The organism is Pseudomonas sp. P106(2024) (assembly GCF_057480815.1).
Genome location: NZ_JBLIYU010000006.1, coordinates 144,218 through 159,592 on the forward strand (window position 1 = coordinate 144,218; position 15,375 = coordinate 159,592).

General features: G+C 61.8%; 16 protein-coding genes. 9 read left to right on the plus strand and 7 right to left on the minus strand.

The features are described 5' to 3' along the window. Nucleotides 1-22 precede the first annotated feature (22 nt). The 3 genes from AC25M7_RS12445 to AC25M7_RS12455 all read right to left on the minus strand — a co-directional run bounded on the left by AC25M7_RS12445 (nt 23) and on the right by AC25M7_RS12455 (nt 1,949). A complete protein-coding gene (locus AC25M7_RS12445; RefSeq protein ID WP_028692826.1) occupies nt 23-262 on the minus strand; it encodes a DUF3077 domain-containing protein in 240 nt (79 codons plus the stop codon). Further along, the gene (locus AC25M7_RS12450) at nt 259-498 is read right to left on the minus strand and encodes a hypothetical protein (RefSeq protein WP_036986827.1); all 240 of its coding nucleotides are present in this window, start codon (nt 496-498) and stop codon (nt 259-261) included. The genes AC25M7_RS12445 and AC25M7_RS12450 overlap by 4 nt, the downstream gene beginning before the upstream one ends. A gap of 554 nt (nt 499-1,052) precedes the next feature. Then, a complete protein-coding gene (locus AC25M7_RS12455; RefSeq protein WP_052896062.1) occupies nt 1,053-1,949 on the minus strand; it encodes a LysR family transcriptional regulator in 897 nt (298 codons plus the stop codon). A gap of 579 nt (nt 1,950-2,528) precedes the next feature. Here AC25M7_RS12455 and AC25M7_RS12460 point away from each other — a divergent pair. The 8 genes from AC25M7_RS12460 (at nt 2,529) to AC25M7_RS12495 (ending at nt 10,901) form a co-directional block, all read left to right on the plus strand. Continuing rightward, nucleotides 2,529-3,716, plus strand: a complete 1,188-nt coding sequence (locus AC25M7_RS12460; RefSeq protein WP_062360730.1) for a hydroxymethylglutaryl-CoA synthase — start codon at nt 2,529-2,531, stop codon at nt 3,714-3,716. A gap of 5 nt (nt 3,717-3,721) precedes the next feature. After that, on the plus strand, nt 3,722-4,504 hold the full coding sequence (locus AC25M7_RS12465) for an enoyl-CoA hydratase-related protein (protein WP_486971110.1): 783 nt from the start codon (nt 3,722-3,724) through the stop codon (nt 4,502-4,504). Between the two features lie 80 nt (nt 4,505-4,584). After that, nucleotides 4,585-6,528 (plus strand): asparagine synthase (glutamine-hydrolyzing), encoded by a 1,944-nt coding sequence (asnB, locus tag AC25M7_RS12470; protein WP_028692823.1) that lies wholly within the window; start codon nt 4,585-4,587, stop codon nt 6,526-6,528. After that, the gene (locus AC25M7_RS12475; RefSeq protein WP_062574716.1) at nt 6,525-7,649 is read left to right on the plus strand and encodes an FAD-dependent oxidoreductase; all 1,125 of its coding nucleotides are present in this window, start codon (nt 6,525-6,527) and stop codon (nt 7,647-7,649) included. The genes asnB and AC25M7_RS12475 overlap by 4 nt, the downstream gene beginning before the upstream one ends. 10 nt (nt 7,650-7,659) lie before the next feature. Then, a complete protein-coding gene (locus tag AC25M7_RS12480) occupies nt 7,660-8,736 on the plus strand; it encodes an acyl-CoA dehydrogenase family protein (protein WP_096049647.1) in 1,077 nt (358 codons plus the stop codon). Nucleotides 8,737-8,747: 11 nt separating this feature from the next. Continuing rightward, the gene (locus tag AC25M7_RS12485) at nt 8,748-9,185 is read left to right on the plus strand and encodes a PaaI family thioesterase (RefSeq protein ID WP_028692820.1); all 438 of its coding nucleotides are present in this window, start codon (nt 8,748-8,750) and stop codon (nt 9,183-9,185) included. 206 nt (nt 9,186-9,391) lie between these two features. Then, nucleotides 9,392-10,039: an FMN-dependent NADH-azoreductase gene (locus AC25M7_RS12490; RefSeq protein WP_263157414.1), complete on the plus strand. Its 648-nt coding sequence runs from the start codon at nt 9,392-9,394 to the stop codon at nt 10,037-10,039. 1 nt (nt 10,040) lies between these two features. Further along, a complete protein-coding gene (locus AC25M7_RS12495; protein WP_051555768.1) occupies nt 10,041-10,901 on the plus strand; it encodes a glutathione S-transferase C-terminal domain-containing protein in 861 nt (286 codons plus the stop codon). A gap of 329 nt (nt 10,902-11,230) precedes the next feature. Here AC25M7_RS12495 and AC25M7_RS12500 read toward each other — a convergent pair whose 3' ends face one another. From AC25M7_RS12500 to AC25M7_RS12510, 3 genes are all read right to left on the minus strand, one after another. Beyond that, a complete protein-coding gene (locus AC25M7_RS12500) occupies nt 11,231-11,623 on the minus strand; it encodes a DUF2846 domain-containing protein (protein ID WP_232854140.1) in 393 nt (130 codons plus the stop codon). Between the two features lie 217 nt (nt 11,624-11,840). Further along, entirely contained in the window at nt 11,841-12,344 is a 504-nt protein-coding gene (locus tag AC25M7_RS12505; RefSeq protein ID WP_232854137.1) for a hypothetical protein, read from the minus strand. 99 nt (nt 12,345-12,443) lie between these two features. Next, nucleotides 12,444-12,782, minus strand: a complete 339-nt coding sequence (locus tag AC25M7_RS12510; protein WP_232854139.1) for a DUF3969 family protein — start codon at nt 12,780-12,782, stop codon at nt 12,444-12,446. Nucleotides 12,783-13,197: 415 nt separating this feature from the next. Here AC25M7_RS12510 and AC25M7_RS12515 point away from each other — a divergent pair, with 415 nt between their 5' ends. Then, nucleotides 13,198-13,581, plus strand: a complete 384-nt coding sequence (locus tag AC25M7_RS12515) for a hypothetical protein (RefSeq protein ID WP_232854136.1) — start codon at nt 13,198-13,200, stop codon at nt 13,579-13,581. An 864-nt stretch (nt 13,582-14,445) separates the two neighbouring features. Here the strand turns inward: AC25M7_RS12515 and AC25M7_RS12520 are convergent. Continuing rightward, nucleotides 14,446-15,299, minus strand: a protein-coding gene (locus AC25M7_RS12520) for an IS5-like element ISPsp10 family transposase (protein WP_076611956.1) whose coding sequence is annotated in 2 segments (ribosomal slippage) — nt 14,446-14,955 and nt 14,958-15,299 — 852 coding nt in all. Because the reading frame shifts where the segments join, the coding sequence is not laid out codon by codon here. Nucleotides 15,300-15,375: the final 76 nt, after the last annotated feature.

The window sequence follows — 15,375 nt, forward strand, 5'->3', positions numbered from 1 at the left end:
GCCCCGCGATAGGGCCATCGGATCAACAGCGGCGGTTCATACCAAGCTCCATGTCATCGATCAACGCCTTGGCCATGGCGCTCAACATGCGCGCTGCGCTGCCCGCCATCAGGTCGCCTTCCATCTCGGCCTCGCAGGTGAGGTGGCGAATGCAGCCAAGCAGCACCGACAACTCGCTGAAGGCATCCGCGAAGGGAATGCCCGGCTCGACCTTGAACAGGTCCATGCAGCGGGTCCGGCCTGCGGTACGTGCGTTGGTCATGGCTGCACCTCTGGCTTGTGTTCGAGCAAGGCACAGGCCAGCTGGCCGAGGTAGTCGCTGGCGGCGAACAGACGGTCCTGGGCTTCGCCAGGGTCGGTCTTGAAGTAGATATCGAGGACATCGGAAATGGCGGTGGCCACTTCGACGGCGGCAGCCATGGCTTCTTCGCGGGTGAGGGTCGGGCGGATAGCGATGAAGGGGGCTAGACGGGGTGGGTCTGGGACGATCTTTTTCATGGTCAACACTCCTGCGCAGTTCAAGAATGCTGCCCTCCGGCGCCTTTCTCACGGGACAAAGGGTGGCAGCCGTGCACGGGGTGAGAAACCGAGGCGCAAGAGAAACTCGGCCAGACCGAAGTCTGCCCGGGCACGGCTGCCATAACTGGATTGCCGATACTTTACGCCTCGGGTTCTCACACCCGGTCACCTGATATGGCGACCCAGTGAAGTTATCCGTGGGGTATTTCCCCGACAACGCAGCAGCTTCCGGCAAGCGCGTAGGATAGTTCCCAAGCTTTGCCGGCTGAAGCATTTGGTTTCAGGTTCGGAAACATCTGACAGTGTTCGAGATGGCCGGGGCTGCTGCGCAGCCCTTTCGCGACACAAGGCCGCTCCCACAGGGACCGCGCCATGGCAGAACCGGCACATATCCTGTGGGAGCGGCCTTGTGTCGCGAAAGGGCCGCGTAGCGGCCCCGGCGAGCTAAAGCCAAACGCTGACTCAGAACACCTTGAACGGCGGGGACCTGGAATCGACACCGCAATGAAACGCACATCAAGCTGCCCCAACAATCACCCCGGCCGATACTCCCGACACCGCTCCCGCAGTATCTGCGCCAGCAACCGCACCTCGGGACTGTGCCGGTACTCCTCGGGATACCCCATGTACATCGGCACCTCCCGCTCCCGCTGATGCTGCAGGTTGACCCGCACCAACCGCCCTTGCGCCAGCCCCTGCTGCACCCGATGCTCCGGCAACCAGGCAAAGCCCATCCCCCGCTCGACGAAGCTCTCGGCCGCCGCCAGGCTGCTCACCGTCCAGCGCTGCGAGGTCCCCAGCCAGCCGCTGTTCTGCGAATTGCGCGTGCCGGAATCGCGGATCACCACCTGCCGGTGGTTCTTCATGTCGTCCAGGCTCAACTCCCCCTGCGCCGCGCTCAGCGGGTGGCTGGCCCCCACCACGCAGACCAGCGAGACATTGAGCAGGAACTCCTGCAGGTAACCGGAAGGCAGGCTGCTGGCGATGCCCAGCTCGACCTTGCCATCCTCCAGCAGCTCGCGGGCCCCGGACAATGCCGTTTCGTACAGGCGGATACGGTGATCCTTGTACTCCAGGGCAAACTCCTGCAATGCCTGTTGCAGCAATTCGATGGGGAACAGCACATCCACCGCCAGCGCCTGCTCGGTAAACAGCCCCGGCTGGTACTGGTTGGCCAGGTGCTCGAGCTTCTGCGCCGCCCCCAGCAGGTGCTTGGCCTGGGGCAGCAGGGCCTTGCCCAGGGAGGTGAGTACGGCCTTGCGGCCTTCGATGATGAACAGCTCCTGGCCCAGGAGCATTTCCATGCGGTTGACCGAGTGGCTGATGGCCGACTGCGACTTGTACATGTGCTCGCCGGCCTGCTGGAAACCGCCGCACTCGACCGTGCAGACGAACGCGCGCCACTGATCGAGACTGATCTTGGAAAACACCATCACCTCCTTGTGTACCCGAAAACCGGGCGACGAATCCTGTGTCCTGCGGCGTTGTACCACAGCTGCGCACGACACATGAAGACCATGCCGCGATGCACGCACTTTTTGTCACTATTCGCCCAGGCCACTTCGTGCGACAACAACGTCCCGGACAGTGTCCGGCACTAATGGATGAATAATGGACAAGGAGCGTCCCCCATGCAGAGATGCACACGCGATACGGCCTAAACCAACAGCCGGAACAACACGGCAAAGTATGCGGCGATAACGCCATAAAATTTTCATATTAATTTAATTGAAAATTTTAATTGCCATATTGTTCAACACCCTCTCCCAAACCTTTATGGAAGCCGCGTGGCAGCACGGGGCCTGCGCCTGCGCGCACTAAAAAACGCATAACTTAATAGCCAAAAAAACCATGAACAGGCGTCATCAATCCCATCGGAATTATTCGCTTTTTTTGGCAAAAGCTTCAGCCGCAATAATTAAATGGCCAGCAGGGACTGGCACCGGAACAACAAGACCGGTTGTGTATTTTGGGATTTTTTCAACAGTGAAAAATAATTGGGCATACACATGAAAATCGGCATTGATGATATTGGGCTGTCTGTACCGCAACACTTTTTCGCACTGGAAGAACTTGCCGAACGGCATGGTATCGATCCGCAGAAGTACCTGGTCGGCATCGGCCAGGAGTTCATGGCCGTGCCGGCCCCTGACGAAGACATCGTGACCCTGGCGGCCAACGCCGCCCTGCCGCTGCTCGATGACGCCACCCGCGCCTCGATCGCCACGGTGATCCTCGCCACCGAGAGCGGCATCGACCAGTCCAAGGCCGCCGGCCTGTTCGTCCACAGCCTGCTCGGCCTGCGCGCCGACTGCCGCGTGGTGGAGTTCAAGCAGGCCTGCTACGGCGCCACCGCCGGCTTGCAGATGGCCCGCGCACTGGTCGCCCAGCGTCCTCACGAGAAGGTGCTGGTGATCGCCACCGACATCGCCCGCTACGAGCAGAACTCCGAGGGCGAATGCACCCAGGGCGCTGGCGCCGTGGCCATGATCGTGGCCGAGAACCCGCGCCTGCTGGAGCTGCACCCGCACCAGGGCCGCTACAGCCTGGACGTCTCGGACTTCTGGCGGCCGAACCTGCGCAGCACCGCGCTGGTCGACGGCAAGCTGTCGATCGAGGTCTACCTGGAGTCGCTGCGCAACGCCTGGCAAAGCTACCGCGCCGACGGCGGCCTGGGCCTGGAAGACATGAGCTTCCTGTGCTTCCACCAGCCGTTCACCAAGATGGCGAAGAAGGCTTTCTCGGTGTTCGAGGCGATCGAGCCTGAAGCAGCCAAGGCCCTGGGCGAGAAGGCCTACTCCACCAGCCAGCTGTACGGCAAGGCCATCGGCAACTGCTACACCGCCTCGCTGTACATCGCCCTGCTGTCGCTGCTGGACAACAGCGACGAGGACCTGACCGGGCGCAACATCGGCCTGTTCAGCTACGGTTCGGGCAGCGTCGGCGAGTTCTTCAGCGCCACCGTGGTGCCGGGCTACCAGGCCCATTCGCGGCGCAAGGCGCATGCGCGCATGCTGGCCAGCCGCACCCGCCTGGGCCATGAGCAGTACAGCAGCTGGTTCTACGGCGACAACCACCCGGCCGTGGCCGACTACAGCACCCCGTACGTCACCGGCGGCGCGTTCCGCTACGGCGGTTGCGAGGGCTATCGCCGTCAGTACGAGAGCACCGCCCTGTCCCTGAAGATGGCGAGCTGACGACCATGAGCGACGTGCTGCTGAGCTGGCCGCAACCTGCGGTCGCCTGCCTGACCCTGAACCGTCCGCATGCCGGCAACGCCCTCGACGAGGCCCTGCTCGGGGCCTTGCACGAGCAGCTGCAGGCCCTCGCCGAGCACCCGGGGCTGCGCGCCCTGGTGCTCGACGGTGCGGGCGAGCACCTGTGCACCGGGGCGGACCTGGACTGGATGCGCCGCAGCCGCGAGTTCGACCATGCGCGCAACCTGGAGGACGCCAGCCTGCTGGCCAACGTCCTGCAGCGCCTGGACGATTTCCCGGTGCCGGTGCTGATGCTGGCCCGCGGCGCGGTGTTCGGCGGGGCTTTGGGCCTGCTGTGCTGCGCCGACCACGTGCTGGCCGCCGAGGATGCGCGGTTCTGCTTCAGCGAGGCGCGCCTGGGCCTGGCACCGGCCTTGATCAGCCCCTACGTGGTGCGCGCCATGGGCGTGCGCCAGGCACGGCGCTACATGCTCTCGGCCGAGGTGTTCGGCGCCGAGGACGCGCTGCGCCTGCAGCTGGTCCACCGCCTGGTGCCCGCCGCCGAGCTGGCGCAGGCCCGCGACCGCTGGCTGGCCACCCTGCTGCAGACCGGCCCCCAGGCCAGTCGCGAGATCAAGCAGATGCTGGCGCGCCTGGCAGGCCGCGACCACCTGCTCGACGAGCAGGGTTGCAACCTGCAGCTGATCGCCCGCCTGCGCACCTCCAGCGAGGGCCAGCACGGTCTTGCCGCCTTCTTCGAACGCAGCCGCCCCGACTGGGCGCAATGAACCCTGGGTGCGCGGACCACGAAGCCCGCGCCGTTCCGGCGTCGCCGACGACGCCCGACCTATGAGAAAAGGATTTTGCCATGTGTGGTTTCATCGGTGTCTACCAGTCCAAACGCAACAGCATCAGCGACCAGTCGATCCTCGACGCCCTGGCCGCCATCAACCACCGCGGCCCGGACGAGCACAGCCTGTGGCGTGACCCGGGCGAGCGCGCCGTGCTCGGCCACACCCGCCTGAGCATCATCGGCCTGGACAACGGCATGCAGCCGATCGTCGCCGACGAAGGCGACCTGGCGGTGATCGTCAACGGCGAGTTCTACGACCACGAGCGCATCCGTGCCGAACTGCAGGCCGAAGGCGCGATCTTCAAGACCGCCTCGGACAGCGAGATCGCCCTGCACCTGTACCGCCGCTCCGGCATGGCCGGGCTCAAGGAACTGCGCGGCGAGTTCGCCATGGTCCTGTTCGACCGCCGTCGCCGCCTGATGCTGGCGGTGCGCGACCGCCTGGGCATCAAGCCGCTGTTCTACACCCAGCATGAAGGCAACTGGTACTTCGCCTCCGAGATCAAGGCCCTGCTGGCCGCCGGCGTCAACCCGACCTGGGACGAGAACGCCTACGCCAGCCGCGCCTTCTACCTGCGCGACCACACCCTGTTCGAAGGCGTGCGCAGCGTACAGCCGGGCTGCTGGGTGATGGTCGACCACGGCGGCCTGCACAGCGGCCGCTACTGGGACATGGAATTCGCCCGCCGCGACACCCCGGCGCCGAGCGACGAGGCCGGCATGATCGAATCCGTGCGCGCCGCCATCGAAGAAGCGGTGCGCCTGCGCCTGCGCGCCGACGTGCCGATGGGCGTGTACCTGAGCGGCGGCATCGACTCCTCGGCGATGCTGGGCATGGCCACCGCCCTCAAGGGCGAGCCGCTGGACGCCTTCAACCTGTCGTTCACCGACATGGACGACTACGACGAGAACCGTTTCGCACGCATGGCCGCCGAGCACAACGGCGCGCGCTTCCACACCATCGAGATCACCCAGGACGACCTGGCGGACAACTTCGAGCAGGCGGTGTGGCACAACGAGACGCCGTTCTTCAACGCCCACGGCGTGGCCAAGTACATCCTCAGCAAGGAAGTGCGCAAGGCCGGCCTGAAGGTGGTGCTGACCGGCGAAGGCGCCGACGAAGTGTTCGCCGGCTACCCGCACTTCCGCCGCGACATGCTGCTGTACAACAACGAACAACAAGACCCGAAAGTCATCGACCTGCTGCGCCAGCGCATCCAGGCCAACGAGCAGGGCTACACCAACGCGCACATGCCCCACGACATCCACTGGATGGTCGACCAGCTCAAGCACGGCGTGTCGTGGCTGGACAACCAGGCCGGCTGGTTCAAGGCCCTGGAGAGCCTGTACCGCGGTGACTTCCGCGACCACTTCACCGGTGTCGACCCGTATCGCCAGTTCTTCGACCGCCTCGACCACGGCAAGCTCGCCGACCGCGATCCGGTGCACAACTCCATGTACCTGTGGGCCAAGTCGTACCTGCCGAACTTCGTCCTCACCACCCTGGGCGACCGCATGGAGATGGCCAACAGCATCGAAGGCCGCGTGCCGCTGCTCGACCACCACGTGGTCGAACTGGCCTGCCAACTGCCGGTGTGGATGAAGGTGCGCGGCGCCACCGAGAAGTACGTGTTCCGCGAAGCCATGCGCCCTTACCTGCCCAAGGCCCTGTACGAGCGCAAGAAGCACTACTTCCGCGCCCCGCCGGCCACCCTGCAGCAGCAAGGCCGCCTGTGGCAACTGGTGCAGGACACCCTGCACAGCCGTGACCTGGACGCGTTGCCGTTCTTCGACGCGGCCAAGGTCCGCACCCTGCTCAAGCAGCTGCCGACCCTCAGCGCCCAGGAACAGGGCCTGCTCGACCCGATGCTGATGGAGCTGACCAGCCTGTGCCTGCTGCAACGCCGCTACCGCATGAGCGGCCAGAGCTGGAACACCTTGAACGAGGTGGCCGCATGAAGATCGCGATCATCGGCGCCGGCCTCAATGGCCTGGCCTGCGCCCTGATTCTCAAGCGCTTCGGCCTCGAGGCCACGGTGTACGAGCGGGCCAATGGCCCGCGCGACTCGGGCACCGGTATCTACGTCTGGCCCCAAGGCGTGCAGGTGCTGCGCTTCCTGTTCAACGACACCGGCTTCATCGGCCGCGGCAAGGCCATCGAGTTCCTCGACACCCATGGCCGCGACGGTCGCCTGATCCACAGCCAGCCGGTGCGCCCGGACGGCCTGGGGATCCCGGCGCCGGCGGTGATGTTCCCGCGTCCCGAGCTGTTCGGCCTGCTGCGCGAACGCCTGGCCCCCGGGCAGATCCGCTACCAGATGGGCTGCGAGAAGGTGGAGAAGGTCGGTGAACAGGCGCGGGTCACCTTCAGCAACGGCGAACAGGAAGACTTCGACCTGGTGATCGGCAGCGACGGCGTCGGTTCCACCGTGCGCCAATGCCTGGAGCCGGGCCTGACACCCTACGACACCGGGCTGGTGGCCAGCCGCGGCATGGTCGAGTTCGACTCGCCGCTGCTGCTGCCCGACCGTTGCCAGATCTTCGCCTCGGAGTTCTCGCGGGTGGTCACCTACCCGCTGGCGGCCGACCGTCCGTACCGCTACTGGTTTGCCGCCTACCAACACCGCAACCAGCCGCTGCTCGACCGCGACGGCTTGGTACGGCTGTTCGCCGACCTGCCGCCGGATGTGGTGCGGATGATGCAAGCCACCGAGCACGAGCAGATCCTCACCCACAAGATGATGGCGCTGACCGGCGCCGGCTGCTGGCAGAACGGCCGCGTGGTGATGCTCGGCGACAGCATCCACGCGATGCTGCCGACCCTTGGCTACGGCCTGACCCTGGGCCTGGAGAACGCCTTCATGCTCGCCCAGGCCCTGGTCGGCTGCTGCGACGAGCGCCTCGACAGCGCCCTGCAGCGCTACGAGATCCGCGCCGCCGAGCGTTCGCGGGTGATGCTGGAAGTGATGCGCGACATGACCGACCTGTACTACTTCGAGGAGGACAGCGCCATGACCTCCTCGCGGATCCGGCCGATCGTCGAGCGCTTCCACGACCTGGCCCTGACCACGGTGTTCTGAGGAGATCGCCATGAGTGACGCATACCGCCAGCGCCTGCAGGCCTTCGTCAGCGAGCGCATCACGCCGAACGTGGCGGCCTGGGAGCAGCTCGGCGCCTACCCGGCCACGCTCAACCGCGAGGCCGGCGCCGCCGGCCTGCTCGGCCTGGGCCACGACCACCGCCAGTTGCCGGACGACCCGCGGGCCGTGGCGGTGCTGATCGAGGAGCTGACCCGCAGCGGCGCCCAGGGCATCACCATGGGCCTGGGCTCGCACTTCGTCAGCCTCAAGGCAGTGCAGGCCACCGGTCACCCGATCGTCCACGACCTGGTGCCGGCGGTGCTCGACGGCCGCCAGAGCATCGCCCTGGCGATCACCGAGCGCCAGGCCGGCTCCGACCTGCGCGCCCTGGAGTGCCGGGCCACGCGCCAGGCCGATGGCTACCGGCTGAACGGGCACAAGGCGTTCATCTGCAACGCCACCCGTGCCGACTGGCTGCTGATGGTCGGCCACTGCGAGGACGGCCTGGCGCTGTTCCTGGTCGAGGGCTCCGCCGCCGGCATCCGCCACACCCCGCGCCAGGCCCTGGGCTGGCGCTGCCTGCCGCTGGCCGACCTGGAGCTTGTGGACGTGCCAGCGCTGCGCCTGACCGGCAAGGGCGGCGTCGGCCGCCTGCTGCAGGCCAGCCTGCAGCAGGAGCGGCTGAACCTGGCGGTGATGGCCATCACCAGCGCCGACATGGCCCTGCAGGCCGCCATCGACTGGTGCAAGAGCCGCCAGGTCGGCGGCAAGCCGCTGTTCGACAAGTCGGTGATCCGCCAGCGCCTGGCCGAGCACTACGCGCAGCTGACGGTCAGCCGCCAGTTCGTCGACACCTGCGTGGCCCGCCAGGCCGAAGGCACCCTGGACCCGCACCAGGTGGCCATCGCCAAGAACAGCGCCGTGCAGACCTTGGAAACCCTGGCCCGCGACGCCGTGCAGTTGCATGGCGCCCACGGCTGCGTCGAACCCTCGCTGGTCGAACGCATCCACCGCGACGCCCGCCTGCTGGCCATCGGCGGCGGCACCCACGAAATCATGCTGGAAATCATTGCCCGGCACCTGTGAAGGATCACACCATGAGCACCATCAGCGACCACGCCGCCGCGCACTCGCGCGCGCTGCTCGAACACGCCTACCAGCGCTACTGCGGGCTGGAAATGCTGGAACAGTCCCCCGGCCAGTGCACCTGCCGGCTGACCGTCACCGATGCCATCGACAACCTGAGCCAGACCCTGCACGGCGGGGTGATCTACTCGATGCTCGACGTCACCAGCATGCTCGCCACACTGCCCTTGCTGGGGCCGGACGAGTACGCCCTGACCAACAGTTTCAACACCCTGCTGCTGTCGGCCACGCCGCGGGACACCGAGGTGCTGTTCCACGCCAAGGTGATCCGTGATGGACGCAACCTGATGTTCACCCAGGCCGAGGCCTGGCGGGTCAACGCCGACGGCAGCCAGACACGCATCGCCAGCGCGCAGCTGAGCAAGTTCAGGCTCAAGCGCGAGTGGTAATGGCGTAATCACCCATCACCTTCATCGCGGGGCAAGCCCGCTCCCACGCGATTTGTGGGAGCAGGCTTGCCCCGCGCTCGTTTCAGCACAGAGCCCCTGGCGATACATGACAACCTTAAGGGTAATACCCTGATTATCTGCGCTTTTCACTCCCGCCCGATTGCTCAAGACTGGCTGTCACACACATCACTGAAAGGATTCTCGCAATGAATCACAAGGTCCTGGTCATCCGCTCCTCGATCAAGTCCGATGGCGGCTTCTCCGGCCAACTGGTGGACAACTTCCTCAAGCAGCTCAAAGAGGTCAACCCCGAAGCTTCGGTGGTGATACGCGACCTGCACGCCCAGCCCATCCCGCACCTCAATGCGGTGACCATGGACGCCCTGTTCGGCGGTGACGCCAGCAGCATCGAGGCGGCCGCGGCGCTGAAGCTGTCCAACGAACTGATCGAAGAGATCCAGGAAGCCGACCGCGTGGTGATCGGCCTGCCACGCTACAACTTCGGCGCACCGTCGATCCTGCACACCTGGGTCGACTACATCGTGCGCGGCGGCGTCACCTTCACCTACGTCGACGGCGCCCCGGTCGGGCTGCTCGACGACAAGCCGGTGCACGTGCTCAACGCCAGCGGTGGCATCTACAGCCAGGGCACCGACACCCTGGCTGGCTGGCTGTCACAGACCCTGGGCTTCGTCGGCCTGAACAGCGTCGAGTTCATCTACGCCGAAGGCCTGGGCATGGGCGAAGAGAGCCTGGCCGCAGGCCTGGCCGCCGCCAACCTGAAGATCCAGCACAGCATCGCCGCCCTCGGCGAACGCCCATGCCCAAGCCTGGCCACCGCCGTAGGAAGGTAAGATGACCCGCAGCCAAGACAACCCGTCGGTCCAGGAGCTGTTCCTCAGCGAACTGGTGGCCGAGCCCAACCGCTACCACCTGTACATTTCCCACGCCTGCCCGTTCTCGCACCGGGTGCACCTGGTGCAGAGCCTGCTGGGCCTGGAAGACGCGCTGGACGTCACCTCGGTGGCGGCCCGCCGCCACGACCAGGGCTGGGAGTTCGACGAGCACGACCAGGACCCGCTGCACAAAGACGTGACCCTGCTGTCGAGCCTGTACGAGCGTTCGCGCCCGGGCTTCACCGGCAACCAGTCGGTGCCGGTGCTGTGGGACCGCCAGCAGAACCGTATCGTGCACAACGATTCGGCGGAGCTGGCGCTGCAGATGGCCACCCGCCTGCTGCCCCTGGCCAAGACCCCGATCGACCTGGTGCCCGACCGCTCCAGCTGCGACATCGTCGAGCTCAACCAGTGGCTGCACACCAACATCAACCGCATGGTCTACCACATGGGCTTCGCCCCGGACCAGGAGAGCTACGACCAGGCCTTCCAGCAGTTCTTCGCGGCCATGGACACCCTCGAGCACCGGCTGCGCAAGCAGCCGTACCTGGTGGGCGGCAAGCTGAGCTTGTCGGACCTGTTCCTGCTGCCCACGCTGATCCGCTACGAGGCGGTGTACTACGTGCACTTCAAGACCAACCACAAGACCCTGGCCGAGTACCCGGCGCTGTACCAGTACCTGGTGCGCCTGACGCAGATCCCGGCGATCTACCGCACCATCGACATGGCGCATATCAAGCTGCATTACTACTACTCGCACAACCACATCAACCCGACCCGGATCGTGCCCCAGGGGCCGGCGTTGAGCTGGTTGAACTGAGCAGTCGGCGTTTGCGGAGCGGGACCGCTTTGCGGTCCTTTCCGGCCGGTCCGACGCCTCGGCAAGGCCGCTCCTACAGGAGGCCGCATCCCCCTGTAGGAGCGGCCCTTTCCGGCCGAGGCGTCGGACCGGTCGGAAAGGGCTGCAAGGCAGCCCCGGCGGATTGAAGCCGACTGCAGACTTCGAACACCTTCAACAGATAGCCCTGCAACTGGATGTGGGCCCAGTCATACCCCCGCCTTTCGTCCTTTTCCGCGTGCATGAACAACAAGGGCGACCCCAGGGGTCGCCCTTGTTGACTTACCGATCACCACACGGATCGGCAGCGCTTACTTGCTCTCTTTGGCGATGGTGCCCAGAGACGCGTCTTTGACCAGGTAACGGCCTTCGAGGTCGCTCAGCACCTTGAGGCTGTTACGCGCCATGACCACGCCGATCTCGACTTCCTGCTTAAGGTAGATGACCTCGCCGGCCTTTGCATTCACGGTCATGTCGGCCCAGTTCTCGGCCTTGGAGCTGATCACGTGAGTGCCCGGTGTCACGTAGAAATAGATGTACTGGTTGCCACGGTTGTAGCCCATTTCCGAGTCGGCTTCCTTGTCATCGAGGAAGACGTTGAAACGCACCATCATCCCGGCATTGCTGGGGCGGACCACATAGACCAATGCCTTGTCGGCTACCGCAGCCTTGGGCAGTGCGTAGTTGGCGACTTCCGCCTGCATCTTGTCTGCCGAAGGGGTGGAGGCGCAGCCATACAGCAAGGCGATGGACAGGACAGCAGCGGCTTTGAACAGGGTCTTGATCACGGGGCTTCCTTGCGTACGAAAAGGGTAGTCATCGGGGTGGGGGTCAGAGCGATGCGATATTAATTTGGCATCATCTTGGCGTCAATCTGCCGCCTCAGGGCTTGGAGCAAAGGCCGTACTCGTGGCATGGGCACTATCCAGTGGTCACCGACATGGAGACGGTCGCACGCATTTCATGGAACGTGACCACCGGGCCATACTCCTGATCGGAGTTGATAGCCTCCACGTGAAATCTTCTATCAGGGAATTGCGCCTTCAACACCATTCGCCAGGACATGGCCAGCACATTGGACAGCTGCTCAAAAACCACCTCGTCCACCGAAGAACCACACCCTGAAAACACGTCGTATAGATGGGTGTGATTCAGCATCCTTTCAACACCAGCTTTATCGCCTGAAAAATGATCAAGCCACACACGAAATGCGGGCTCGTCAAATTTCATTTCCAGTATCACCGAATCCTCGAACACGACGAAATCCGGGAACAGCCACTTGCAAAAAATCAAACTATCCTCTGGACTGACGACATCTTCAATATAGGAAAATAGGTCGACAGACGCAGGCTCCTGCCAGCCGGCTCGCCAAGCGGAAAACCTTTTGAGCCCTGTCAATCTTGCAAAGGATTTGATTATTTTCATATTCGTGGATTAAGGTGCATTAAGGTGCAAAAGTGCAGTATAAATCGAGAACAGACCCACATCCACTCCCTTTCTTCGACGCTGCCAGCGACATATAAGCTACCTAAATTCCGCATGGTCCGAATAGGCATCTAGCGGTGCCGTGACGGTTAAATACTCCGAAAAAGCATCAATAAGCCGTACAACCTCACTATCAAACCTATCGGGCAAGAGACCAAGCACATCATCCAACTCACAACACCCCATAACAAGATCGCAAACAACAGAAGAAATCCCCTTTCTTCTAAAAACACTTGCCACACCTGGCGAGAACAACAAGCGCTCTGCTTCATCCAGTTCGATGATACCCGCCCTGACTGATGAAAGTAATCCAATCGCAGCTATCGCTAGAAAACGTCCAGCTTCATCAGCATTAAAAATTCTTACCTCCAGCGCCATATCGCTCACTTAACATTCCTCCAGTCGGATTTTTATCGAAGCTGCCCCACTTTAAAAAACAAAAAAGAACAAAAAAGGGGACCAAAAAAGTGGATAGATTTAATTTTCTTACTCTAATCTCGGACTACCCGCATGACTGCTCGCCCCTTCGACCACACCGGAGTCGAAAATAGAGTAGGAAAAATAGATCTGTCCCCTTTTCGATGTCCCCTTTTCGACCCGGATCGTGCCCCAGGGGCCGGAGTTGAGTTGGTTGAGCAGCATTATACGAAAAGTAGTATGGTGTTTGCAGACCACTTCAAGATCCACCGCCCCTCCTGTAGACTGCGCACTTTGGCCGGACTAACCCGCCACGTCATGAGATCTGGAAGCTATGGATACAAGTGCACCTCAGGTACGAAACGCCCCACGTCCGATGCTAGTCACGTTTGCGGCAATCTACTGCCTGCTCATCGCCTGCAAAATTACCTATTGGTTGGTCGGCGATGGATGGGAAATGGCCTTGGTGGGTGATGTCGCAATAATTATGCTGGTGCCTCCAGCACTGTCATGCATTCTACTCGCCACAAGCAGCGTGTTGTTGTACAGGCGCAGCGCGAAGTCCGTGTGGTGCCTGCTTGGTGCACTGCTCTTTGGGCTGACGCTGATCCCGCTCATGCTCCCAGAAATTTTCCGCCTTCCGGCGAGCCTTTACTTGCAGGCTTTTTGGTACGTACTCCCGGGCACCCTGCAAGCAATGCTGCTGGTTGCTGTCTGGATCTACAGCTTGCGGATGCGCCAGATCGGTCACCTCAAATAAAAATTGCCACGTTCAAAGCCCTGCCTCGTACGGGGCTTTATGCATCTGGCGCTGCGGGACCAAAAGGGGACAGATTTATTTTCTCTACTCTAATTTCGGTCTGCCCTGCATGTCTGCTAGATCCCTTCGCCGCCAGGAACAGAAATTAGAGTAGAAATAATAAATCTGTCCCCTTCCCCGTATCTTTTCCGTCCCCGTTTTCACTTCTGGGTGACAAAATCGCGACATCAATACTTATCTGAGAGTGCTATAATAGGGCCCCATTAGCACCAGCTCAGAACCTCAATGAAAGCCATATATTTCACGATAACGATTTTGCTAACTATTTGCGGCTGCCAGAGTCAAAATTCAAACAACTTTGAAATACCTGAAAAATCAAACGAAGATCTCAAGGCGTTCGACAGTGAGTACCAGAATCGCCTGAACCTTTTAATATCCTCAAAACAAAATCAAGAGACAAACACCTTAAAGCTGATGAACGCCACTCTCCAAGAATGCATACCCAAGCATAAACACTCCAACTTGGATGGTTCTAAATGCGCATCTGACTCCCTGATGACAGTATACGCCTACATGGGTAAGAATTTTCAGCTTAGAGATGTCGAGCCTGACTACTATGAAAATTTCAAAACTGCGACTACGGATTGGGTGTTGCTTATGACCAAACTAAAAACCGACCCAACCTATACAGGTATCACACTCCTAGCTGTTAAGTCCAAACTCTCTCTGTCTCTTGCGTTATCAACCACCCCCAAATCAAATTAGCAGAGTAAAAATAGCAAAAAGGGAGCAAAAAGGGCAAACAAAAGAAAAAGGGGACAGATTTATTTTCCCCACTCTAATCTCGGTCTACCTACATGACAGCTAGGCACTGTACGAAAAGTAATGTCGTAAACACCGTCGCCAGCAAGCCAGCGTGACCATTGCAGCAAAGCTTTCCGCCAGCTTGCAGTAGCGTGTACCCAGGCGGCGGTGCTCCTTCAGCCAACCAAATAGCCGTTCGATGGCGTTCCGCTGCCGATACTTGGGCTTGTCAAACAGGCGCGGTAAGCCCGGCTTCGGTCTGCGTTTCATGTCACGCAGCGGAATCACCGGCTGCATCCGATAGCGGTCGCAGTATTGCCGCAAGGATTCTGCGTCATAGCCTTTGTCGGCCAGGAGCCAGCGGCAGCGCTTGCGTGGCCTACCTCGGTTCAAAGGGATGTGGACACCGTCCAGCAGTCGCTGAGCATGGGATATGTCACTGGCGTGACCACCTGAGAGCGTGAAGTGGAGTGGGATGCCACGGGCGTCACTGACCATGTGAATTTTCGTCGTCAACCCGCCCCGGCTTCGTCCAAGTGCGTGGTCCGTTGGTTCTTCAGCCCCCCTTTTTTGCCTGCTCCGGCAGAGGCACGGGTGGCCCTCACGGCGGTTGAGTCGATGCACCAGGTGGTCAAGTCAATCTGGCCCTGTGCATTGAGTTTGAGGTGTAACCGCTTGAGCATCTTGTTGAAGGTTCCTTGGTTTCGCCAGTCTCGAAATCGTTGATAGACCGTCGACCAAGGCCCGAACCGTTCAGGCATGTCCCGCCAGGTTGCGCCTGAGCACAGCACCCACAACACGCCGTTGAGCATCAAGCGATCATCGACTCTTGGGCGTCCTGTACGTCGATGTGCGGTGAAGAGGTCCGCGACTATTTCCCATTCTGCATCGGAAAGTTCGTATCGCTTGGACATGGCAGAATCCTTCGCCTAAAAAGCGAGAACTCTACGGAAAATCAGGCTTCCAGAGGCTCCGGTGAGGTTTCAAAGA